Origin of the sequence: Arthrobacter ruber (assembly GCF_002954225.1) — a bacterium.
GTDB lineage: Bacteria > Actinomycetota > Actinomycetes > Actinomycetales > Micrococcaceae > Arthrobacter_D > Arthrobacter_D ruber.
The window spans coordinates 18,993-41,505 of record NZ_PPTH01000009.1 but is presented as its reverse complement, the minus strand read 5'-3'; the positions used below and the strand labels follow the sequence as shown (position 1 = coordinate 41,505).

General features: G+C 71.3%; 18 protein-coding genes. 8 read left to right on the top strand and 10 right to left on the bottom strand.

Annotation, left to right across the window (positions count from 1 at the left end):
- Positions 1-115: 115 nt before the first annotated feature.
- The 7 genes from CI785_RS01265 to CI785_RS01235 form a co-directional block, all read right to left on the bottom strand.
- Complete coding sequence (locus tag CI785_RS01265; RefSeq protein ID WP_105030297.1) at positions 116-2,752, bottom strand: ComEC/Rec2 family competence protein; 2,637 nt, start codon at positions 2,750-2,752, stop codon at positions 116-118.
- A complete protein-coding gene (locus CI785_RS01260; RefSeq protein WP_105030296.1) occupies positions 2,749-3,882 on the bottom strand; it encodes a ComEA family DNA-binding protein in 1,134 nt (377 codons plus the stop codon). Before CI785_RS01260 ends, CI785_RS01265 begins: the two co-directional genes overlap by 4 nt.
- Before the next feature lie 93 nt (positions 3,883-3,975).
- Complete coding sequence (locus CI785_RS01255) at positions 3,976-4,830, bottom strand: DegV family protein (RefSeq protein ID WP_157940101.1); 855 nt, start codon at positions 4,828-4,830, stop codon at positions 3,976-3,978.
- Positions 4,831-4,873: 43 nt separating this feature from the next.
- Complete coding sequence (leuS, locus tag CI785_RS01250; RefSeq protein WP_105030294.1) at positions 4,874-7,372, bottom strand: leucine--tRNA ligase; 2,499 nt, start codon at positions 7,370-7,372, stop codon at positions 4,874-4,876.
- Between the two features lie 309 nt (positions 7,373-7,681).
- Positions 7,682-9,199 carry a glycerol kinase GlpK gene (gene glpK / locus CI785_RS01245; RefSeq protein WP_105030293.1) on the bottom strand — a complete coding sequence of 506 codons (1,518 nt, stop codon included), beginning with the start codon at positions 9,197-9,199 and terminating at the stop codon, positions 7,682-7,684.
- A 61-nt stretch (positions 9,200-9,260) separates the two neighbouring features.
- Entirely contained in the window at positions 9,261-10,007 is a 747-nt protein-coding gene (locus CI785_RS01240) for an MIP/aquaporin family protein (RefSeq protein WP_105030292.1), read from the bottom strand.
- 140 nt (positions 10,008-10,147) lie between these two features.
- Positions 10,148-11,890 carry a glycerol-3-phosphate dehydrogenase/oxidase gene (locus tag CI785_RS01235; RefSeq protein WP_105030340.1) on the bottom strand — a complete coding sequence of 581 codons (1,743 nt, stop codon included), beginning with the start codon at positions 11,888-11,890 and terminating at the stop codon, positions 10,148-10,150.
- A 216-nt stretch (positions 11,891-12,106) separates the two neighbouring features.
- On the opposite strand from CI785_RS01235, the gene CI785_RS01230 reads away from it, so the two are divergent.
- From CI785_RS01230 to CI785_RS01210, 5 genes are read left to right on the top strand one after another with little or no spacing between them, the layout of a single operon-like run.
- Positions 12,107-13,024 (top strand): sugar-binding transcriptional regulator, encoded by a 918-nt coding sequence (locus CI785_RS01230; RefSeq protein ID WP_105030339.1) that lies wholly within the window; start codon positions 12,107-12,109, stop codon positions 13,022-13,024.
- Between the two features lie 47 nt (positions 13,025-13,071).
- Positions 13,072-13,905 (top strand): aldo/keto reductase, encoded by an 834-nt coding sequence (locus CI785_RS01225; RefSeq protein WP_105030291.1) that lies wholly within the window; start codon positions 13,072-13,074, stop codon positions 13,903-13,905.
- On the top strand, positions 13,905-14,774 hold the full coding sequence (locus CI785_RS01220) for an alpha/beta fold hydrolase (RefSeq protein WP_105030290.1): 870 nt from the start codon (positions 13,905-13,907) through the stop codon (positions 14,772-14,774). The genes CI785_RS01225 and CI785_RS01220 overlap by 1 nt, the downstream gene beginning before the upstream one ends.
- The gene (locus CI785_RS01215) at positions 14,771-15,901 is read left to right on the top strand and encodes a glycosyltransferase family 4 protein (protein WP_105030289.1); all 1,131 of its coding nucleotides are present in this window, start codon (positions 14,771-14,773) and stop codon (positions 15,899-15,901) included. The genes CI785_RS01220 and CI785_RS01215 overlap by 4 nt, the downstream gene beginning before the upstream one ends.
- 28 nt (positions 15,902-15,929) lie before the next feature.
- On the top strand, positions 15,930-16,217 hold the full coding sequence (locus CI785_RS01210) for a hypothetical protein (protein ID WP_105030288.1): 288 nt from the start codon (positions 15,930-15,932) through the stop codon (positions 16,215-16,217).
- A gap of 42 nt (positions 16,218-16,259) precedes the next feature.
- On the opposite strand, the gene CI785_RS01205 is transcribed toward CI785_RS01210, so the two are convergent.
- On the bottom strand, positions 16,260-16,979 hold the full coding sequence (locus tag CI785_RS01205) for a TetR/AcrR family transcriptional regulator (RefSeq protein WP_105030287.1): 720 nt from the start codon (positions 16,977-16,979) through the stop codon (positions 16,260-16,262).
- A 143-nt stretch (positions 16,980-17,122) separates the two neighbouring features.
- Between CI785_RS01205 and CI785_RS01200 the strand changes: the two genes are divergently transcribed.
- The 3 genes from CI785_RS01200 (at position 17,123) to CI785_RS01190 (ending at position 19,125) form a co-directional block, all read left to right on the top strand.
- Positions 17,123-17,797 carry a DUF2306 domain-containing protein gene (locus CI785_RS01200; protein ID WP_105030286.1) on the top strand — a complete coding sequence of 225 codons (675 nt, stop codon included), beginning with the start codon at positions 17,123-17,125 and terminating at the stop codon, positions 17,795-17,797.
- Between the two features lie 94 nt (positions 17,798-17,891).
- The gene (locus CI785_RS01195) at positions 17,892-18,608 is read left to right on the top strand and encodes a VOC family protein (protein ID WP_105030285.1); all 717 of its coding nucleotides are present in this window, start codon (positions 17,892-17,894) and stop codon (positions 18,606-18,608) included.
- A gap of 115 nt (positions 18,609-18,723) precedes the next feature.
- On the top strand, positions 18,724-19,125 hold the full coding sequence (locus tag CI785_RS01190; RefSeq protein WP_105030284.1) for a VOC family protein: 402 nt from the start codon (positions 18,724-18,726) through the stop codon (positions 19,123-19,125).
- A 64-nt stretch (positions 19,126-19,189) separates the two neighbouring features.
- Here CI785_RS01190 and CI785_RS01185 read toward each other — a convergent pair whose 3' ends face one another.
- On the bottom strand, positions 19,190-20,071 hold the full coding sequence (locus CI785_RS01185) for a manganese catalase (protein ID WP_105030283.1): 882 nt from the start codon (positions 20,069-20,071) through the stop codon (positions 19,190-19,192).
- Between the two features lie 225 nt (positions 20,072-20,296).
- Positions 20,297-22,510: a primosomal protein N' gene (locus CI785_RS01180; RefSeq protein WP_105030282.1), complete on the bottom strand. Its 2,214-nt coding sequence runs from the start codon at positions 22,508-22,510 to the stop codon at positions 20,297-20,299.
- Positions 22,511-22,513 lie beyond the last annotated feature (3 nt).

The following is a 22,513-nucleotide window of genomic DNA, read 5'->3' as shown; positions in this document are numbered from 1 at the left end:
CCGCGGGACCCCCACGGCCTCAGCAGCGCGGCGAGCACGCCGTCGGGCCTGATCATCCCTGCCGCAGCGGTGGGTGATGAACCACGGCAGGTGGCGCGGCTGCACGGCACGTCGCTCAGCCCAGCACCCTGACCTCCACCGTGTCCCCGATGACGTCCACGAGGAACGAACCGAGTGCGTCCGTGCGGGCCGCGGCGATGCCCGCCCCGTCGAGCGCATCGAGGATGCTCGGATGGGGGTGGCCGTAGTCGTTGTCCTCCCCCACCGAGATGAGGGCGAGGCGCGGATGGACGGCCTCGATCAGCGCCGTGCCGCCATTCCTCGCCCCGTGATGGGCGATCTTCAGGATGTCCACTCCGTCCTCGCGCAGCGAGGGGGCGGCAGACAGCAGCACGGCGGCGGCGTCCTCCTCCAGGTCTCCGGTCAGGAGGACCGAGACGGGACGCTCCGGTGTGGGCACCACCACTTCGAGCACCGCGCTCGCGTTGTTCTCGCCTGTCGGAGCGGTGCCGCCCCTCGGCCAGAGGACGTCGACGTGCAGTGGGGCGAGGTGAACCGTGGTGGTGTCGGTGAGTCGCTCCGCGCGGACGCCGGCCGTCGCCGCAGCAGCGGTGACCTCCCGCGGGAGGCGGTCCTCGGCCGTGGAGTAGTACAGGGCGGACAGCGACCGGCCGCGGACCGCGCCCTCGATGCCGCCGTAGTGGTCCTCGTGCAGGTGCGTGACCACCAGGGCGTCGATCACCGCGACGTCGAGCGTGTCGAGGCAGTCGTCCATCATCTCCGGGTCGGGTCCCGTGTCGACGACGAGCGCGTGGCCCGGCGTCGTCCTCACCACCACGGCGTCTCCCTGCCCGACGTCGCACACAGCGAGGATCCACTGATCGGGTGCCGGTGTCCGCAGCCGAACGGAGACGACGTACGCTGCTGCAAGCCCGAGGATGACGAGGGCGACGACCACGATCACTCGTCGTCCCCTCAGCCGGTCGTGACGATACTGCGCCGGTGCCGGCGCGCGGGGACCTGCCCTCTCCCGACGGTTCCACCCGGTGCGTCCACTCCGGGACGTGACGGCCGAGAGCAGCATGCCCGCAGCTCGATCGGCCTCTGCCCGTCGCGGTGCCGTCCCGGTCCGGCCGCCCCGGATCCGGCCCCCGGCCCTGCCGCCGCGTCGCCACCAGGCGATGAGGGCGTCCCGTCGGATCAGGAGAAGCAGCGCCAGGGATGCCAGGGCCGCGACGACGGCTCCGGGGGCTCCCGGCGGCCACGGCAGGGACGCGCCGGGTGCGGATGCCAGAATGTCCGCGACCCCCGCCACCCATCGCGTCCCCCACTGCGCAGCAGCGACGAGCGGTTGGGCCAGGACCGGGGCGGCCATCAGCGCCAGTACCACCGTCATGCCGAGCAGGGTGATGGCGGGGACGACGGGTGATGCCAGGACGTTCGCGGGCAGGGAGTAGACCGGGAGTGCCGGCTGGATCAGGACGAGGATCGGCGTGCAGAAGAGCTGCGCCGTCAGGGGGATGGCGAGCACCTGCGCGGCGGATCGCGGCATGATCCGCTCGAAGGCCTCGACGACCGCCGGTCCCGCGGTGACGAGTCCCAGGGTCGCGGCGACCGAGAGCGCGAACGTGTAGGACACCGAGAGCCACGGGTCCACCGCGAGCAGGACGATGATGGACACCATCAGCAGGGCCAGCGAGACCCTGCCCCGGCCGGACAGGACGGCGGCCACCCCGATCGCGCCCATGACGGCCGCGCGGAGGACACTGGGTTCGGGCCGGACCAGCATCACGAAGCACACCAGCGCAGCAACGGCGCCGACGGCGGCCGGCAGGCGCGGCAGGCGCACCAGCCGCAGTCCGAGGAAGGCGAAGGCGAGCACGTAGGAGCAGTTCGCGCCGCTCACGGCGGTGAGATGCGTCAGGCCTGTGGCCTTCATGTCGGCCTCCAGCCCGGACTCGAGGCCGATCCTGTCACCCAGGGCCATGCCCGGCAGCAGCCCGCCGTCGCGCTCATCCCGCGACGAGAGGTCCCGGAACCGGGCCCGCAGGTGCTTCGTGTACCCGAGCCACCCCGTGGCTTCGTCGACGGAGGGGCTGCTCGCCGGCAGGAACACCGCCATGGCCCGGCCTGCCCGATCGGACGGCTTCGCCGTACCCAGCACCCGCACGGTGTCTCCTGTTCCCACCTCTCCCCAGGGCTCAGGGCCCAGGACCACCACGGGCGTCGTCGAGGCGAACGTCTCGCCCTGCAGCACCCCACCGGTCACGTCCGCGTCGACGAGATACCGGTCACCGCCGCCGAACGCACCGGGCGCCAGCGAGGACGGTTCGCCCGAGATCCGGAGCACCGCGGTGAACGGGATCCCGCCCTCCACAGCGTCCCCGACCGGCCCGGCTTGTGCACGGGTGAGGCTCCCCCCGGCGGCGAGCAGGACGAGGGTCAGCGCGGCCGCCGGCGGCAGGGCCTGCGCCGACACCGTCCTCCAGCGTCGGCCGACACCCACGGGGGCCAGCAGGACCAGGCAGGCCAACACCAGGGCACCAGCAGCGGCGACGAGACCGCCCGCCGTCGCCCCGGTCGCGCCTCCGTGGACGGCGATGGTGGCGGCCACCCAGGCCGCCGCGGCGGACGGCACGAGGCGCAGGTCGGTCCGCCCCGAGCCGCGCACGGTGCGGGCGCCGGCTGGCTCCTGCTGCGGAGGGCGGGGCCCGGAGCTGGAGGCGTCGTCCCCCGGCGTGGCCGCTGTCACCGCACCGAGATCAGCGGGAGGATCCCCTCGAGCATGGCGGGACCGATACCGGGCACCGCGTCGAGGTCGGACGCCTCGATGAAGGGACCGTGCTCGTCGCGCCAGTCGATGATGCGCTGCCCCAGGACCGGCCCGACGCGCGGCAGGGTCTCGATGTCGGCGAGGGTGGCGGTGTTGATGTCGAGAAGGCCCGCGGGAGCGCCGGTCCCGGCCGGAGCGGCCGTACTCCCGTGGCCCGTGCCCGACCCTCCCTGTGGAGGCGCCGGTGCGTCCGGCGCCACGATTCCTGGCCGGGGTTCCTCCCCCACGGCCAGGAGGTGGACGTGTTGCCCGTCCGAGGCGGCGGCAGCGAGATTGACGCCCTCCAGGTCCGCCTCGGGCAGCGGGCCGCCCGCATCCTCGAGGACCTCGAAGAGCCGCGTCCCCGCCGGCACCGTGACGACGCCCGGTGCCGTCACCGCACCCGTCACGTAGACGACGATCGTCTGCCCGTCACCGCCGCCCTTCCCAGCGAGGACCGGTGACGCCGACGGAGTACTGACCGGGGAACCACCGACCTCGGCCCCGGTGACGGTACCTCCAGGGGCGGCCTCCTCGTCCGGAGGGCCGTGCGGCGTTCCGCTGTCCGATGCACTGTCCTTCGTGTCCCCGGTCGCTCCTTCGCCGTCCCCGCTCTCGAGCTGCACCGACACGGCAGCAGCAGACGGCTCGGAGCTGCGGACGAGGAACAGTGCGGCCCCGACCGCCAGCGCCACCCCGAGGAACACCAGTGCCGCGGAGCGCGCGACCCGCCACTGGATCCGCGGGAGCGCGGGAGGCCGTTCCGCGTCCCGCGCCTCCTCCAGGACCGGGGTGACCGCCGGCCCGGGTGCCTCGTCCCACCCGTCGACGATGCCACCGGGCGAGGGCCCCGCAGCGTTCCTTCCGACCCCGATGTCCGCCGTGAATTGATCGGGCACCGAGCCGGTAGGAACCTCGTCGTGCCGGGCATCCAGGCGTGTTTCGGGCCGCCTCCCGGGCCGTACCCGTCCGGTCCACCCGTCGGTACTCCCCCCGCGCTGGAACGCCGCAGGGGCCTCGAGGGGCGGATCCCAGGGGTCGCCGTTGATCGGCCATCGGTGCTTTCCCATCCCGCCACGCTAGGGGGCGGGAACCGGGCGTCGGAGGAGGATCGCTGCTATGTGGACATCCGCACACGGCGCCCTGAGGGTCCTCCGGGGCGGCTAGTCCGCACAGATCGCGACGGCCACCACGCCGAGGCCCACGTGTGCCGCGAGCACGGCGGGGCACGGCGCCGTCGTCACGCGCCCCGGTCCCGCCACGGCGGTGAGCCGCCCGGCGAGGTCCGCGGCCTCGTCCTCGTTGCCGAAGTGGTGCACCGTGAGCTGGACACCGGTGCTACGACCTGCGATGTCCGCCTCGACCAGCTCCTGGAGCCGCCCCACCCCCCGCACGGCGGAGCGCATCCGTTCCAGGGGCACCAACCGCCCGCCCTGCACCTGGAGGATGACCCGGACGGACAGGAGCGTGCCCAGCCATCCGGCGGCGGCCGTGATCCGTCCACCGCGCCGCAGCTGCTCGACGCTCGGGACGTAGGTGTAGAGCGCGGAGGCACGCGCCGCCATTGCGGCCGCGGCTGCCGCACCCTGCAGGTCGTCGCCCGACCGTGCCGCCGCGAGGGCAGCGAGCGCCGCCCGGCCCTGAGCCATCGCCGCCGTCCTCGTGTCGATCACCTCGACGGGAAGGGCCGCGCGCGACGCCGCCAGGCGCGCGGCGTCCAGGGTGCCCGACAGCAGGCCCGACAGGTGCACGGACACGATCCCGTCGTAGCCCTCGTCCGCCAGCCGACCGTAGACGCGGTCGAACTGGCCCGGGGACGGGCGCGAGGTGCGTACGTCCGACCCCGCGGCGAGGGCCACCATGAGCGGTGCGGTGACGTCGTCGTGCTCGCCGGTGAGGATGTCGTTGCCCACGAGGACCGGCATGGGGACCAGGTGCACGCCGTCGGCCGGGCCGCCGGGCACCGTCCAGCCAGGAGGGAACCCGGCGGCCGAATCCGCGACGACGGCTACGCGCACGGGATCGACTCCCCGCAGGACGAGACCGTCGGCACGCCGCACATCAGGCCGGGACGATGTTGACCAGTTTCGGCGCCCGCACGATGACCGTGCGGATGCCGCGACCGTCCAGGACGCGCTGCACCTGGTCGCTGGCCAGGGCGAGCTCGCGCAGCTCGTCCTCGGCGATGTCCGGGGACACCGTCAGGCGGTCGCGCACTTTGCCCTGCACCTGCACGACGGCCACCACACTCTCCTGCGTCAGCAGCGCCGGGTCCACGGCCGGCCAGCCCGCGGTGGCGACGGTGGCCTCGTGGCCGAGTCTGCTCCACAGGTCCTCGGCCGTATAGGGCGCGAACAGGCTCAGGAGGATCGCGACGGCCTCGGCGGCTTCGCGGACGGCGGGATCCGCTCCCCCCGCACCGGAGTCGATGGCCTTGCGCGTGGCATTGACGAGCTCCATGAGCTTGGCGATGACCACGTTGAACTTGTTGGCCTCCATCAGCTCCGCGGCGTCCGCCACGGTCCGGTGGGTGACCGAGCGCAGCGCGCGGTCGCCCGTCGACGGGTCGGTGCCGACGGCGCTCGTGACGTCGCCGCCCAGGCGCCAGGCACGGGCGAGGAACTTCGCGGAGCCCGACGGCGAGACGTCGGCCCAGTCGACGTCGTCCTCGGGTGGCGACGCGAACACCATCGTGAGGCGCACGGCGTCGACCCCGAAGCGGTCCAGCTGCTCGCCGAGGTCCACGCCGTTGCCGAGGGACTTGCTCATGGCCTTGCCGCCGTTGAGCACCTGGCCCTGGTTCAGCAGGGCACTGAACGGCTCCGTGAAGCCGACCATGCCGAGGTCGAAGAGCACCTTGGTGAAGAACCGGCTGTAGAGCAGGTGCAGGATGGCGTGTTCGACGCCGCCCACGTACTGGCCCACCGGCAGCCAGCGGTTGACCGCCTCGGTGTCGAACGGGGCCGTCTCCAAGTGCGGGTCCACGAAGCGCAGGTAGTACCAGGACGAGTCCACGAAGGTGTCCATGGTGTCGGTGTCGCGGGTCGCCGCACCGCCGCACGAGGGGCAGGGCACGTTGACCCACTCCTCGACGGCGGCCAGGGGCGAGGTGCCCTTGGGCGCCAGCGCCTCGCCGCGCAGGCCCTCGGGCAGCGTGACGGGCAGCTGTTCGTCCGGCACCGGCACCTCGCCGCAGGACGGGCAGTGGATGATCGGGATGGGCGTCCCCCAGAACCGCTGGCGGGACAGCAGCCAGTCACGCAGGCGGTAGTTGACGGTGTGCGTGCCCGTCCCCTGCTCCTCGATCAGCTCGACGGCGCGGGCGATGGCCGCCGCCTTGTCCAGTCCGCTCAGCTCGCCGGAGTTCACGAGGGTCCCCTCGCCGGTGGTCGCGATGCCCGTGACGGCCGCGTCCTCGGCGCCGGTGTCGACGACGGTGCGCACCGGCAGGTCGAAGGTGCGGGCGAAGTCGAGGTCACGCTGGTCGTGCGCCGGGACGGCCATGATGGCGCCCGTGCCGTAGTCGGCCAGGACGTAGTCGGCGGCCCAGACGGGCAGCTTCTCCCCGGTGAGCGGGTTGACGGCGTAGCGGCCGGTGAACACGCCCGTCTTCTCGCGCTCGGTGGCCTGCCGTTCGATCTCGGACAGTCCCCGGACCTGCTCGCGGTACGCCTCGAGCTCAGCGCGGTGGTCGGCGGTCACGAGCTCCAGCGCCAGGTCCGCATCCGCGGCGACGACGAAGAACGTGGCACCGTACAGGGTGTCGGGGCGTGTGGTGAAGACGGTGACGTCGGCGTCCGGCCGGCCATCGGTGGCCTCGATGCGGAACCTGACGTGCGCTCCCTCCGAGCGGCCGATCCAGTTGCGCTGCATCGCGAGCACGCGCTCGGGCCAGTGCCCCTTGAGCTGCTCCATGTCGTCCAGCAGGCGGTCGGCGTAGTCGGTGATCCGGAAGTACCACTGGTTGAGGTTCTTCTTGGTGACCATGGTGCCGCACCGGTCGCAGGCCCCGTTGATGACCTGCTCGTTGGCCAGCACGGTCTGGTCCTTCGGGCACCAGTTCACGGGCGAGTTCCGCCGGTACGCCAGTCCCTGCTGGAAGAACCGTACGAACAGCCACTGCGTCCAGCGGTAGTACTCGGGATCCGAGGTGTGCAGGCGCCGGCTCCAGTCGGCGCTGATCGCGTAGCGCCTGAACGAGTGCGCCTGCGTCTCGATGTTCGCGTACGTCCACTCCGCGGGATGCGCGTTGCGCTTGATCGCCGCGTTCTCCGCGGGCAGGCCGAAGGAGTCCCAGCCGATGGGGTGCAGGACGTCGAAGCCCTTCTGGCGGTAGAAGCGCGCGGCGACGTCACCCATGGCGAATGCCTCGGCGTGGCCCATGTGGAGGTCACCCGAGGGGTAGGGGAACATGTCGAGGACGTAGCGGCGCTCACGTGAGCCGTCGTCGGCCGGGGCGAATGCCTGGAGCCTGTCCCACACCGCGGGCCACTTCGCCTCGATGGCGGAGAAATCGTAGGTGTCCTCGTCCGGCTGGGCGGCCTCGGGGTTGATGCTCACGGTATGTTGACCTGTCCTGTCGGTGGAGCGAAAATCCTGCTGCGGTACTGCCTCGTCCGATGCCGGGGGCGGACGGCGCCTCGGTGCCGTCCTGCCCCGGACATGCAAAAGCCCCTCACAGGGAGGGGCCGCCGCACGGTGGATACCGTGCGGCTACGTAAGGAGGAGGGCGCGACGCATGGCTTCACTTTACCAGCGTGCACCAACGGCCTGCCCGGCCGCGGCCCGGGACGGACCGAAGGGCACCCCGGGCCGTCGTGCGACGGCCCGGGGTGCCCTTCGGGTGGTGCCCTGCGCGTCCGGCAGGGGCTAGCTGACGTCCTCGTCGACCCAGTCGAAGGTCTTCGTGACGGCCTTCTTCCACAGGCGGAGCTGGCGCTCGCGCTCGGCGTCGTCCATGGACGGGTTCCAGCGCTTGTCCTCGGCCCAGTTCGTCGCGAGGTCGTCGGTGTCCTTCCAGAAACCGACGGCCAGTCCCGCAGCGTAGGCGGCACCGAGCGCCGTGGTCTCGGTGACCTTCGGGCGGATGACCGGGATCCCGAGGATGTCCGCCTGGAACTGCATCAGGGCGTCGTTGGCGACCATGCCGCCGTCGACCCTGAGGTCCTCCATGTTGACACCGGAGTCGGCGTTCGCCGCGTCCAGGACCTCGCGGGTCTGGAAGGCCGTGGCCTCCAGCGCTGCCCGTGCGATGTGTCCCTTGTTCACGAAGCGGGTCAGGCCGACGATCGCCCCGCGGGCGTCCGAACGCCAGTACGGCGCGAACAGGCCGGAAAAAGCGGGGACGATGTAGACGCCGCCGTTGTCCTCGACCGTCGTGGCCAGCTGCTCCACCTCGGGCGCGCTCCTGATGATGCCGAGGTTGTCCCGGAGCCACTGCACGAGTGAACCGGTGACGGCGATCGACCCTTCGAGCGCGTACACGGGCTTCGCGTCGCCGAGCTTGTAGCAGACCGTGGTGAGCAGCCCGTTCTTGGAGTGGACGATCTCCTCGCCGGTGTTCACGATCATGAAGTTGCCGGTGCCGTAGGTGTTCTTGGCACCGCCCTTGTCGAACGCGGCCTGGCCGAAGGTCGCGGCCTGCTGGTCGCCGAGGATGCCGGCCACCGGCACCTCGCGGAGGAGCTGCGAGGTGTGCACGGTCCCGTAGACCTCGGAGGAGGACTTGATCTCCGGCATCATCGAGACCGGGACGCCGAAGTCGGCAAGGATCGACTCGTCCCAGGACAGCGTCTCGAGGTCCATGAACAGCGTGCGGGAGGCGTTGGTGACGTCCGTGATGTGTACCCCGCCGTCCGTGCCGCCCGTCAGATTCCAGGTGACCCAGGAATCGGTGTTGCCGAACAGGAGGTCGCCCGCCTCGGCCTTCTCGCGGGCCCCGTCGACGTTGTCGAGGATCCACTTGATCTTCGTGCCGGAGAAGTAGGTCGCCAGGGGGAGCCCCACCTTCCCCTTGTAACGCTCCACGCCGCCGTCCTTCGCGAGGTCGTCGACGATGTTCTGCGTCCGCGTGTCCTGCCAGACGATGGCGTTGTACACGGCCTTGCCGGTGGTCCTGTCCCAGACCACGGCCGTCTCACGCTGGTTGGTGATGCCCACGGCGGCGATGTCGTGGCGGGTGAGGTTGGCCTTGGCCAGCGCGTTGCCGATGACCTCGCGGGTGTTGTTCCAGATCTCGGCGGGATCGTGCTCCACCCAGCCGGCCTTCGGGAAGATCTGCTCGTGCTCCTTCTGACCGGAGGACACGATGTCGCCCTTGTGGTCGAAGACGATGGCCCTGCTGGAGGTGGTGCCCTGATCGATGGCGATGACGTACTGCTGCGACATGTCTTACTCCTTCATTGGATGTGTCGTTGAGTGGCGGCTGCGCGCGGCCGCGGCACGGCTCCTAGGCTGGAGGAGCGGGGAACGAGACGAACTGGATGACGATGCCGGCGAGGATGCCACCGATGATCGGTCCGACGATCGGTACCCACGCGTAGCCCCAGTCGCTGCCGCCCTTGCCCCGGATGGGCAGGATGGCGTGGGCGATACGGGGGCCCAGGTCGCGGTTCGGGTTGATGGCGTAGCCGGTGGGTCCGCCGAGCGAGGCGCCGATGCCGACGACGAGCAGTGCGACGGCGAGGGGGCCCAGGCCGGAGGGCGTGTTGCCGAAGGAGATGATGACGAACACGAGCACGAACGTGCCGATGATCTCGGTCACGAGGTTCCAGCCGTACGAACGGATGGCTGGGCCGGTGGCGAACACCCCCAGCTTGTTGGCGGGATCGGGCTCCTCGTCGAAGTGCTGCTTGTAGGAGAGCCAGCAGAGGACGGCACCGAGGATGGAACCGATCATCTGGGCCGCGAAGTACGCCAGCGCGTTGATCACGTTCTTGTCCACGCCCGGGGCGAACTCGGCGGTGTCGCCGTTGGCCCAGAGACCGACGGTCACGGCGAAGTTGAGGTGCGCTCCCGACAGGGCTGCGACGTAGACGCCGGCGAAGACGGCGAGGCCCCACCCGAAGTTGACCATGAGAAAGCCACCGTTATTGCCCTTGGTCCTGGCGAGCGCGACATTCGCGACGACACCCGTTCCGAGCAATAGCAGCAGCATTGTGCCGAAGGCTTCGGCAACAAATACTTCCAGAGACATCTTTGACTCCTCATTCTATTCATTTATCGACGGGTGCCGCCGCCTCGACGGCACCCGTTCATTCCCCCCCGGCAACCACTGCCGTTGGCACTGCACCGCTGCGCGTGGCAGCGGTTCGACCTCGTGGGCGGCGGGCGCCGCTACGCGATCAGGCTTTTGACGTGCACCCTGTGGGCCTCGGCGAGGACCGTCTCGGCGAGCTCGACCTCTGCCGCGGACCGGGCGGCGTCCCACCCCAGCAGGGGCGCCAGCGTGGTGGCGAGTTCGGCGAGCAGCTCCCCGGTCACGAGTCCGCGGAAGGCGAGGGACGTGCGGCGGATCAGGACGTCGACCAGGTGGCCGATCTGCTCGTGCTCCACCATGTAGGCGAGTTCGCGCGTGCTCAGCTCCTTCGTGGAATTGAACAGCCTGTCGGGACCTTCGGCAAGGTATCCGATGACATCCGTCGCGCGGGTCCCGTACCGGGTGAGCAGGACCTGCACCCGCGCCTCGTCGACGCCGGGGCGGACGGCCTGCCGGATCCACGCTCGCTCCGCGGCGTCGTCGGTCGGGAAGTCCTGGCCTCCGCCGATCGCGACGCCCGCCGTCGACGCCTTGCGCGGCGCCCCGAGGGCGGCGAGCGTGTCGTTGGTGAGGTGTTCGGCCAGGGCACGGAACGTGGTCCACTTGCCGCCGACGAGGCTCAGCGTGGTGACCGAGCGCCCGCCCAGCTTCTCCTCGCGCTTCTCGATGCGGTAGTCGCGCGAGACGAAGCCCGGCTGCGTGTCGTCGTGGCGCGGCAGCGGCCGGACGCCCGAGAAGCTGTACACGATGTGCTCCTGCGCGACCCTGATGTCGGGGAACACATGACCGATCAGCTCGAAGAAGTAGTCGATCTCCTCGTCGGTGCAGACGGCCTGCTCGTTGATGTCGACGTCGATGTCCGTGGTGCCGACCAGGACGCGGTCCCCCATGGGGTAGATCAGCACGATCCGGCCGTCGATGTGCTCGAAGAAGATCTCCGTGCCGTTGCAGGCCTTGAGCAGCTCCGGGTGGTCCAGCACGATGTGCGAGCCCTTGGTGCCGCCCATGAAACGGGTCTCGGTGCCGAGGGCGGCGTTGGTGCCGTCCGTCCAGGCGCCCGTCGCGTTCACGACGACGTCGGCCTGGAAGGTGAAGGTCTCCCCCGTGAGCTCGTCGCGCAGCAGCACGCCGTCCTCGCCCGCGCCGATGGCGCTGACGTAGTTGGCGGCGCGGGCGGCGGGGTTGATGATCTGGCCGTCGCGGAGGACGTCCAGGGTGAGACGCTCGGGGTTGTGCACCGAGGCGTCGTAGTAGGTCGCCGCCCACTTGATGTCCTTGCGGACGTCGGGCATGGCCGCGAGGGCCTTCTTGCGGCCCACGAAGGAGTGCCGGGGGACGTTGCCGCCGTCGCGCGAGAAGAAGTCGTACATGGTCAGGCCGGCCTTGATGAGCACGGCACCGCGCTCCACCTGCTTGCCCTGGCGGTGGGTCAGGAAGCGCATGGGGGCGGAGAGGATGCCGGAGAAGGTCGTGTAGATCGGGATGGTGGTCTGCAGCGGCTTCACGTAGTGGGGGGCGATCTTCATGAGGGCGTTGCGCTCGATGACGGACTCCCGGACGAGCCGGAACTCGCCGTTCTCGAGGTAGCGGATGCCACCGTGGATCATGTGCGAGGACGCACCCGAGGCGCCCTGGCAGTAGTCGCCACGCTCCACGAGTGCGACGTCGATGCCCTGCAGCGAGAGGTCGCGGAACGTGCCGACCCCGTTGATGCCGCCACCGATGATGAGCACGGACGCCCGGGGCTTGTCCCTGAGCTCCTGCACCACGGTGCGGGTAGAAGTTGTCGTGCCTTCACCGTTGATCCGGTCGGCTGCAATGCTCAAGGTACTACTCCGTAACGTCTATGTCTGGAAGGGCTCCTGCACTCCTCATTCTTCGAGCCGTGGGAATACCAGTCAACCGGATTGCACAAACGTGCAGAAGAGGTCCAGACTGGCGGAGTGGCCACGACGAGGAGTAGCTCAGCCCTGGACGGCCCGCCCTCGGGTCCCGTGGAGGGCAGCCGCTCCGGTGACGCCCTGCGGGCCGCGCAGATGTACTACCTGCAGGACCTGACCATGAACGCGATCGCCCGGGAGCTCCGCACGTCACGCTCCACGGTGTCCCGGCTGCTGGCCATGGCGCGCGAGACGGGGCTGGTGCAGATCCAGGTCAACAACCCCTCGGAACGGGCACCGGCACTGGAGCAGCACATCCGCCGCCGGTTCGGCGTCGAGGCGCACGTGGTCCCGGTCGCTGACTCCGTCAGCGACTCGGACGTGCTCGACCGCGTCGCGATCCAGGCCGCCCGCACCATCGGGCCCCTGGTGGACTCGAACGCCATCATCGGCGTGGCGTGGGGCTCGACGCTCAGCGCCGTCAGCCACCACCTCACCCGCAAGCAGACCCACGACAGCACGATCGTGCAGCTCAACGGGGCGGGCAACACCCAGACCACCGGCATCACGTACGCGAGCGAGATCCTGCGCCGCTTCGGCCAGGCGTACGGGGCGCGCGTCGAGCAGTTCCCCGTGCCTGCGTTCTTCGACCATGCCGGGACGAAGACCGCCATGTGGGAGGAACGCAGCGTCCGGCGCATCCTCGACCTGCAGCGCCGCATGACCATGGCGATCTTCGGGGTGGGCTCCGTGGGGTCGGTCGGCTCGGGCATCCCCAGCCATGTGTACAGCGGGGGGTACCTCGACCGCGAGGATCTCGAGGCCCTGGAGAACGACGCCGTCGTGGGCGACGTCGCCACCATGTTCTTCCGGGCGGACGGCACGCACCGGGACGTCCTGCTGAACGGGCGCAGCACCGGGCCGGACCTCGACGAGCTGCGCAGGGTCGGCCGGCGCATCTGCGTGGTCTCCGGCGAATCGAAGATTCACGGCCTGCGGGGGGCGCTCGCTGCCGGACTCGCCACCGACCTGATCCTGGACGAGGGCTCCGCACGGCGTCTCGTCCACACCTGACCGGCTCCCCGCACGGCCGGCATCGCCGGCCTCGGTAGAGTTCCACCATGAGCACCTCCGTTCCCCGCACCGCGCTCGCCGACGGGACCGAGATCGACGTCCTCGGGTACGGCGTGTACAAGGTCCCGCCCGAGGACACCGCGGGGCTCTGTTCGACGGCGCTGGCCGCCGGGTACCGGCTGCTCGACACGGCGGCGCTGTACGGGAACGAGACCGGTGTGGGCGCCGCGGCGCGGGCGTTCCTCGAGGGCGCGGACCGGCAGGATCTCTTCATCACCTCGAAGGTGTGGAACGACGACCACGGCTTCGACGCGACGCTGCGCGCCTTCGACGCGACGATGGACCGCCTCGGCCTCGACCGGCTGGACCTCTACCTCATCCACTGGCCCTGCGCGCCGCGGGACCTGTACGTGGAGTCATGGCGGGCCCTGGACCGGCTCCGCGCCGAGGGACGGGTGCGGTCCATCGGCGTCTCCAACTTCCAGCGCCCGCACCTCGAGCGGCTGGTCACCGAGACCGGTGTGGTGCCGGCCATCAACCAGATCGAACTGCACCCGTACCTGCAGCAGCGCGAGCTGCGCGCGTTCCACGCGCTGCACGGCATCGCCACCCAGGCCTGGAGTCCCCTCGGGCGGGGACGCGTCCTCGACGATCCGGTCATCGTGCGCATCTCGGAGGAGCTCGGCTGCACACCCGCCCAGGTGATCCTCCGATGGCACCTGCAGCACGGCATCCTGACCATCCCGAAGGCCAGCTCCCGCGAGCGCATCAGCTCCAACCTCGACGTCTTCGGCTTCACCCTCGAGGAGGCGCACGTCGCGGACCTCGACGTGCTCGACCGCGACCAGCGGTTCGGCTCCCACCCCGACCGGGTGGGCTGATGCGGCAGGCCACCGTGCGGACCCTCACCTGGGAGGGCACGCTGCAGAGGGTGTGGGACTTCCCCGCGCTCGAGGCCGAGGGGCGACCCGGCGCGACGATCGTCATGGTGCACGGGTTCCGGGGGGACCACCACGGACTGCTGCGCCTCGTCGAGGAACTGCCGCGGCACCGGATCCTCCTGCCCGACCTGCCCGGATTCGGTCAGGGGGGCGAACTGCCCGGCACGCACGACGTCGCCACCTATGCGCGCTTCATCGGCGACACCGCACGCATCCTCGCTCGGGAGCCGCGGGTGTTGCTCGGGCACTCCTTCGGGTCGATCGTCGCGGCCGAGGCCGCCGCGCTCGCACCGGACCTGGCCGGGACCCTCGTACTCGTGAACCCCATCAGTGCGCCCGCCCTCGAAGGGCCCAGCCGGGTGGCGTCGAGGGTGGCGGAGGCGTACTACGTGGCCGCCGACCGCCTGCCCGAACGGACCGGGCGCGCGCTGCTGGCGAACCCGGTGATCGTCAGGGGCATGAGCGCCTTCATGGCCAAGACGAGGGACAGGACCCTGCGCCGCTGGATCCACGGGCAGCACCATGCCTACTTCAGCGCGTTCGCCAGCCGCCGGGTGGTGCTCGAGGCGTTCCGGGCCTCCATCTCCGGCACGGTCCGGGACCGCGCCCGCGAGCTGGGGATGCCCGTCCTGCTCATCGCCGCCGAGCAGGACGACATCGGATCGGTGCAGAGCCAGCGCGAGCTCGCCGCCCTCGTGCCGGACGCCACGCTCGCCGTCCTCGCCGATGTCGGGCACCTCGTGCACTACGAGAAGCCGCGCGAGGCGGCACTGCTGATCGAGGACTTCCTGGAGAGGGTACGCGTGTGAGGATCCTGTTCGACGCGCGGTTCACGCGGACCGACCACCACGACGGTATCAGCCGCTACGGTGCGAGCCTCATCGCAGCCCTGGCCGCGACCGACGACGTCGTGATGCTCGTCAGCGACCCGCGGCAGCTCGCGCTCCTGCCGGAGGTGCCGCACGTGCGGATCACCAGCCCGCTCTCCCCCGCCGAACTGTTCGTCGCGCGGCGCATCAACCGCCTGAGGCCGGACGTCGTCGTCTGTCCCATGCAGACCATGGGCTCCTGGGGGCGCAGGTACCCGCTCGTCCTCACCCTGCACGACCTCATCTACTACCAGAACCCGATGCCGCCGTCGTTCCTCCCGCTGCCCGTCCGCCTGCTCTGGCGGCTCTACCACCTCGCGTACTGGCCGCAGCGCCTGCTGCTGGACCGCGCGGACGTCGTCGCCACGATCTCCGCCACCACGGCCGGGCTCATCGGACGCCACCGCCTCACGCGCCGGCCCGTGCTGCTCGTCGGCAACGCACCCCAGTCGACGGAACGGCGGCGTGATCCCGGCGCGCCCCGGTCCGCATCGCTGCTCTACATGGGCTCCTTCATGCCCTACAAGAACGTCGAGACCCTCGTCCGCGCCATGGCGTCGCTCCCGGGCCACACGCTGCACCTGCTGAGCAGGATCACGCCCTCCCGCCGCGCCGAACTCGCGGACCTCATACCCGACGCCGGCCGCACGGTCTTCCACGACGGGGTGTCCGACGCGGAGTACGAGGACCTGCTCGACGATTCGACGGCGCTCGTCACGTTGTCCAGGGCCGAGGGCTACGGCCTGCCGATCATCGAGGCGATGGCGACCGGCACACCGGTGATCGCGAGCGACATCCCGATCTTCCGCGAGGTCGGCGGAACGGCGGCGCTGTTCGTCGATCCCGACGACCCGGACGCCGTGGCGGCTGCCGTCCGCAGCCTCGAGGAGCCCGGCCGCTGGGCCGAGGCATCCCGCGCCGGGCTGGAGCAGGCCGCCACGTACTCCTGGGCGGCATCCGCAGAGCAGCTGCGCACGGCCTGCCGGCGTGCGGTGCTCGAGTACGGCCGACGGCGACGCCTCACCGGACGCCCGGTGCCCGGTGGCCGGAAGGACCGGGCGGCGTGAGCGCCGCCCGCGGCGGACGGAGGGGATCGTGACGGACCTGCAGTGCGCCGCCACGGCCGTGCTCCTTGCGGCGGGCGCCGGCCGTCCCGCCTGGCTGGCGCGCCTGCCGGTCGCCGCATGGTTCGACCTGCCGGACGAGCGCGACGCGGCCGGCTTCCTCGAGGAGACCGCGGACCGCTTCCGCGGCGAGACGTTCGTCCTCACGGCCTCCGCCGAGACACTGACGCGGGCGCTGAGGGCGCGGGGCATGCAGGGACCGGCGCCGGTCGCCGTCGAGATCGATGCGAGCGGCTGGCACCTCGTCGACCATCCCTGACGGGACCGCGCCCTGCCGCGTGTCCGACGACGGGAGCGGCGGCTACCGGTCCCTGCCCGATCCTGGCGACGTCCAGCCTTCGGCACGCAGTGCCTCGATGCCGTCGAGCAGCAGGTCGAGCGCGAACTCGAACTCGAACTGGTCGTCGCAGCCCGTGCCCACGACGTCGTCGCCGTGCGCCGAGGCCATGGCGATCCGGAGGACGTTCGGGTACCGGGCGGCCATCTGCTGCAGGACCGCCTGCGCCTCCGCGTCGTCGACGGCGGTCGCCTGCTCGGCGGGGGCGGCTCCGGGATCGTCGAAGAGTTCCTGCGTGAAGCCCCACATGCGGCTTCCCAGGGCGTGCAGAACGTGATGCGTCAGGTCGATCGAGAATCCCCGGTCGAGGAACATACCGATGAACGAGTCGGTGTACGCGAGCACGCCCGGTGTCCTGCTGGTGCGCGTCTCGAGGACCCTGCGGGCCCAGGCGTGGCGCTGGAGTGCCCTCCTCGCCGACAGGACCCGATGACGGACCGCGGTCCTCCAGTCCGGCGTGTCGATCGGCGGATCGATCTCGTCCGCGAGGACGTCGACCATCCCGTCCAGCAGGTCCTCCTTGTTCGCCACATGCCGGTAGAGCGCCATCGGCACGACGCCGAGCGACTCGGCCAGGCTGCGCATGCTCAGCCCTCCCACGCCCTGCTCGTCGGCCAGGACGACGGCTGCGTGCAGCACGGCGTCCCGGGTGAGGCGCACGCGCGGCGCCGCTCCATCCTCCATGCGCTTCTCCCTGTCCGTCGATCCGCCCCTTGACGAGTGTACGCCGTACACCTACTGTGAAGCGCATCGTGTACTCCGTACACAAGGGGCGGGCTCGCGGACGGTTCTCCGCACCGCCGACCGGGACCAGGAAGAGGACGCCGATGGACACCACGGGACAGAAGGCTCGGCCCCCGGTCAGCCCGCGCACGACCGGCCGCAGGACCCCGGCCTGGGTCGTGCCGGCGGGCCTGATCCTGCTGGGCCTCATCCCCGTCCTTGCCGGGGCCGCCCGGCTCACCGAGCTCACGGGCGGGGCCGACATCACGGCACGGAACGCCCGGTTCTTCGACTCCCCCGTACCGGTGGTGCTGCACATCGTCGGGGCCACCCTCTACTCGCTGCTCGGCGCGTTCCAGTTCGTGCCGTCCCTGCGCCGCCGTGGGCGCCGCTGGCACCGGATCGCGGGCAGGATCCTCCTGCCTGCGGGGCTCGTGGCTGCGGGGTCCGGCGTGTGGATGGCGCTCTTCTACGTCCTCCCGCCCAGCGACGGGCCGCTCCTGCTGGCGTTCCGACTCGTCTTCGGCAGCGGCATGGCCCTCAGCCTCGTACTGGGCGTCCGGGCCGTGATGCGCGGCGACATCGGCGCCCACGGTGCCTGGATGACCCGGGCCTACGCGATCGGGCTGGGCGCCGGGACGCAGGCCCTGATCCTCATCCTGCCGGAGCTCCTCGCGAGTCCACCGGGTGTGACCGTCCGGGCGCTGCTGATGGGGGCGGGCTGGGTGGTCAATCTCGCCGTGGCCGAGGTCGTCATCCGCCGGCGGCACCGCCGCTGAGCCGTACTCCTCCGTGGGCAGTCCGATCCGGAGCGCCTCCTCCGGACGGCGCGGTCCTGGAGGATCGTCCCCCGATTGGCCTACGGTGGCATCCATGTACCTGGAGAATCTCGTCGTCGACGCCGTGGACCCCCAGCGACTCGGTCGCTTCTGGGAGGCGGTGATCGGAGGCGAGACGCTCACCGACGCATCCGACGGGTACGAGACCCGACTCACGATCGAGGGCGGCCCGGTTTTGGACCTGTGCTTCCAGCGCGTCCCGGAGCCGCCCGATGCCGGGCCCCGGCTCCACCTGGACCTCAGGGGCGGTTCCCGGCAGGCCGTGGAGGTCGACCGGTTGCTCGGACTGGGTGCCCGGCACCTCGACGTAGGTCAGGGGGACGTACCCTGGGTGGTCCTCGCCGATCCGGAAGGCAACCCCTGCTGCGTGATGCACGAACGGGCGGAGTACACGGGTACCGGGCCGATCGCGGCGCTGCCGCTCGACTCCTCCGACGCGGACCGGGACGCGCGGTTCTGGTCGTGGCTCACCGGCTGGGTCCCGGTGCCGGGACGCCCCCGCACGCTGCGCCATCGGTCGCTGCTGGGCCCGCTCCTGGAACTGTGCCCCGAGCCCTCGTCCAAGGGGACCGGGAAGAACCGGGTGCACCTGGACGTCCGGCTCGATGCCGGGGACGATCCCGACGAGGTCGCGGCGGGCATCGTCGGGCGGGGCGGGCGCGAACTGCATCCCGGCTGGGGCGACCTGCCCTGGCGCATCTACACCGACCCCTCGGGTAACGAGCTCTGCGTGCTGCCGGCTCGGTCCTGAGATACTGCTCGACGACGATGCACCGGGAGGCGATGATTCGGCCGGGCCGTCTGCGTCCATCAGGTAGCGCGGGATGATGTCGCCGGTCCCGCTCCCCACGTCAGGAAGGGTCACCATGGCCGCCCCCCTCGTCTACATCAGCTTTCCCGGGACCGCGCGCGCAGCACTGGGCTTCTACGCGGAGGTCTTCGGTGGCGAGCTGTCCCTGCACTCCTACGAGGACTTCGGCAGGACCGACGGCCCGCCCGCGGCGGTGGCGCACGGCGTGCTCGACGGCGTCGTCGCACTGGCGGGGGCGGACGCGGCCGCGGAAGAACCGGCCGTGCGGGTCGAGGGCCTCAAGCTCGCGCTGCTCGGCACCGCCCCGCCGGCGGTCCTGCACGGATGGTTCGAGAAGCTGTCGGCCGGCGGATCCGTGCTCGATCCCCTGGCCCCGAAGCCCTGGGGGGCCTCCGACGGCCAGGTCGTCGACCGTTTCGGCCTCTGCTGGCTCATCGGGTACGAACCGCAGGAGTGACCCGACGGCCCGGGCGGTGCCGGCGGTCCGGTGGTCCGGACCGCCGACATCACCGCCGGCGGTGCTATTCGCGGTTCAGTTTGTCCTGGACGGTGCCGGCGAGCTTCTCCACGGTGTTCGGGATCTCCGTGGTGCCGTAGAACCGCGCATCGGGGTGCGTGGGCGGCGGCATCGGCGCGGACGTCGTGGGACCCTCGTGGTACGTGAACTCGCCCCTGCCATCCGGGGTCGGACCCGACGCCCAGCTGCCCTCGGACGCGGTCCTGCCGTCGGAGAAGTTCAGGTACTGGTAGGACACCTCACGCAGTTCCTTCTTGATCGGGAAGTTGCTCGGCACCGGCATCAGCTCCATCTTCGACTCCTGCAACTCCCGGGCCGCCGCCGTCCACTGGTTCTGGTGCATCGTGTCCCGCGCCAACAGGAACGACAGCATGTCCCGCACCCCGTGGTCATCGGTCATGTGATACAGCCGGGCCACCTGCAACCGGCCCTGCATCTCCGCATTCGCGTTCGCCGTGAAATCCGCCAGCAGATTACCGCTGGCCGTGATGTAGGAGCCCTGCCACGGATTACCGTTGCTGTCCGCCGCCCGCGCACCGGCACCGGCCACGATCGCCTGCTGCATGTCCGTCCCCCCGATCACCGCCGCGACCGCCGGATCGGCCTGGACCGAGTCCTCCGTGATGCCCAACGGCGCCTTCTCCAGCAACTGCGCGATCATCGTCGCGAGCATCTCCACATGCCCCATCTCCTCCGCCCCGATACCGAACAGCAGATCCCGGTACTTCCCCGGGATGTGCGCGTTCCACGCCTGGAAGCTGTACTGCAGGGCCACCGTGATCTCCCCGTACTGGCCACCCAGGACCTCCTGCAACTTCCGGGCATACACCGCATCAGGCTTATCAGGCGTCGACTTGTACTGAAGCTCCTGCTTGTGGAAGAACATGGTTCCCGCTTTCGTCGGTCGGATTCGCTTCAACTCCGGTGGACGCTCGGCACGTTGTCGGACTGGGGGCGCCCGTCCACCACCGGAGCCCGTTATCGACGCTATGCCTCCCCAGGGAGGCTGAAAAGAAGGAACAGGGGATGTCGCTCTCCCCTTGACAGCCCGCCGGAAGCGTGGCCGAAGATGCACGCCGTGCACGTTTGTGCGGGCAGTGGCGCACAGGGGTCAGAGGACGTCGAGCGCGTCGAGGCGGATATGCACGGGCTCGCCCGTCCTCCGGGCGGAAAGGGCAGCGCGCCGTGCGCGCAACTCGCGCGTCATGCCCGCCGCCGCCCGGTAGGGGAAGAACAGGAGGACCCGGTGGCTCCCCTGCCCGGCCAGCGCGACGGCGGGAGTCGGGCCGCTCCGGTCCGACCCCCGTGCCGGACCGGCGGCACGGACAGCGAGCATGGCCTCCCGCCGGAGATCCGGGGGCACCGGTGCGGGTCCGACCACGCGCGCAACGCCGTCGGTCCGCACCCCCTCCAGGAAGTGCATCAGGGCCTCCCGCGTCCCGGTCAGGACGGCGTAGCGGACGGAGGGAGGCAGCCCGAGCTCCTGGCGCTCGAGCAGTTCGCGCGAGGCTGCGCCGGACGGGTCCCAGCGGACGAGATGTCCGACGGCGACGTCGTCGTCGCCCGTGATCACCACGGTGCCGCCTGCCTCCGACGGGCGGGCGAGGACCGCCGCCGCGAACCAGCGGCGGAGGGCGTCCTCGCCGGCACGCAGCGATTCCCTGCTGAGCAGGGCGTTGCCGTCGAGCAGGATGACGGCGGCGTATCCGCCGGGCGCCACGGGCTCGGCGCCCGGCGTCGCGACCACGACGGCAGGGACGTCCCGGACGCTGTCGACGATGTGCTCGCCCGCGGAGGAGATCACCGGTGCGCCGGGGAACGCCCTGCCCAGTTCTTCCGCCGTCCGTGTGGCTCCGGCGACGGTCGCGCGGATCCTGGTCCCGCCGCACTCGGCGCAGGACCAGTGCGCCTCGGGGCGGCCGCACCACCTGCACGCGAGGGGCGCGAGGCGGCCGGCCTGCGCGAGCGGACCCGCGCAGGCCGAGCACCGGGCGGGGTGGCGGCACTGGTCGCACGCGAGCGCCGGGGAGAACCCGGTGCGCGCGACCTGCAGCAGCACCGGCCCGCGCTTCAGGCCTGCCTGTGCCGCTGCCCACGCGGCATGGGGGATGCGGGCCTGCGCAGCGAGCGGGTCGCGTTCCATCTGGTAGGCGTCGGCCGCGTGGACGACGCGGGGGGTGGCGCGGCGCACCTCGGTGCGGTCGGCCTGGATGGCGTGGGCCCAGCCGGTGTCGACGAGGCGCTGCGCCTCGGTGGTCCGGCCGAAGGAGGACAGCATCATCGCCGCTCCCCCGTGTTCCGCCCGGAGCAGCAGCACGTCCCGGATGTGCTGGTACGGGGCGCGCTGCTCGATGTGCTGGTCGTCGCCGTCGTCCCACAGGCACACGAGGCCGAGATTCCGCACGGGCGCGTAGGCCGCCGAGCGGGTGCCGACCGCGACGGTCGCCGTGCCGTGCAGGATGCGCAGGAAGTTCCGGTACCGCGGCGTCGCACCGTCCTCCCCCGTCAGGCGGGCGACGGAGGGCGCGCCGAGCCGGGCGACGAGCGCTGCCTCCACGCGGGCGAGGTCCCGCTGGTCGGGGACGACGACGACGGACCCGCGCCCGGACGCGGCGGTGGCCGCGACGGCGTCGGCGATCTCCTCCGGCCAGGCCGTGGCACCGTACCCGCCGAGGCTCGTGACCACGGCCCGCGGGGACTCCCCGACCCGGAGGTGCTCCAGGTAGGCGCGCCCGTTCACGTAGCGGCCGAAGCTGCCGGAGGACCGGGGTTCCACGAAGACGGGGAGCGCCGGCTCCTGTCCGCCGTCGTCCTCGGCCGCTCGTGTCCCGCCGTCGGATGCTGCGATGCCGGGGAACTCGGTCTCGACACGCGCCATGCGGGGCGGCACGGCGGAGCGCAGGACGTCGCTCACGGTGCCGACGGACCGAGCGGCGACGGCTGTGGCGAGGGCGAGGATCTCGGGGGTGAGCACCTGCTGCGGCGACACGACCTTCCCGAGCGGCAGGAGCGTGGCGGTGGTGCTGGCCTCCTCGACCCGTTCGGCGAGGAAGCCCGCCTGCTCGCGGCCGGCGAACCGTACCTTCACGCGGACACCCGGCTGCGCCTCGGCGTCCATCTCGGCGGGGACCGCGTAGTCGAAGTACCGGTCGAGGTGGGGCAGCTGTGCGTCGAGGATGACCCGCGCCACGGGGAGGGAGGATGCACGCTCGGGGTCGGCGCGCGGGAGCTTCGCCGGTCCGAAGCCGTGCAGGAGCGACAGCTGGCCGTCGGTGGCCGTGGGCCGTGCACCGGGCCTCGCAGCAGGCCGCGTCGTCTCCGTCATGAT

Bases quoted from the DNA above. Each gene is read 5' to 3' on its own strand.
- CI785_RS01260 (WP_105030296.1), bottom strand. From the start codon at position 3,882: ATGGGAAAGCACCGATGGCCGATCAACGGCGACCCCTGGGATCCGCCC.
- glpK (WP_105030293.1), bottom strand. From the start codon at position 9,199: ATGTCGCAGCAGTACGTCATCGCCATCGATCAGGGCACCACCTCCAGC.
- CI785_RS01240 (WP_105030292.1), bottom strand. From the start codon at position 10,007: ATGTCTCTGGAAGTATTTGTTGCCGAAGCCTTCGGCACAATGCTGCTG.
- CI785_RS01230 (WP_105030339.1), top strand. From the start codon at position 12,107: ATGTACTACCTGCAGGACCTGACCATGAACGCGATCGCCCGGGAGCTC.
- CI785_RS01225 (WP_105030291.1), top strand. From the start codon at position 13,072: ATGAGCACCTCCGTTCCCCGCACCGCGCTCGCCGACGGGACCGAGATC.
- CI785_RS01220 (WP_105030290.1), top strand. From the start codon at position 13,905: ATGCGGCAGGCCACCGTGCGGACCCTCACCTGGGAGGGCACGCTGCAG.
- CI785_RS01205 (WP_105030287.1), bottom strand. From the start codon at position 16,979: ATGGAGGATGGAGCGGCGCCGCGCGTGCGCCTCACCCGGGACGCCGTG.
- CI785_RS01200 (WP_105030286.1), top strand. From the start codon at position 17,123: ATGGACACCACGGGACAGAAGGCTCGGCCCCCGGTCAGCCCGCGCACG.
- CI785_RS01195 (WP_105030285.1), top strand. From the start codon at position 17,892: ATGTACCTGGAGAATCTCGTCGTCGACGCCGTGGACCCCCAGCGACTC.
- CI785_RS01190 (WP_105030284.1), top strand. From the start codon at position 18,724: ATGGCCGCCCCCCTCGTCTACATCAGCTTTCCCGGGACCGCGCGCGCA.
- CI785_RS01185 (WP_105030283.1), bottom strand. From the start codon at position 20,071: ATGTTCTTCCACAAGCAGGAGCTTCAGTACAAGTCGACGCCTGATAAG.
- CI785_RS01180 (WP_105030282.1), bottom strand. From the start codon at position 22,510: ATGACGGAGACGACGCGGCCTGCTGCGAGGCCCGGTGCACGGCCCACG.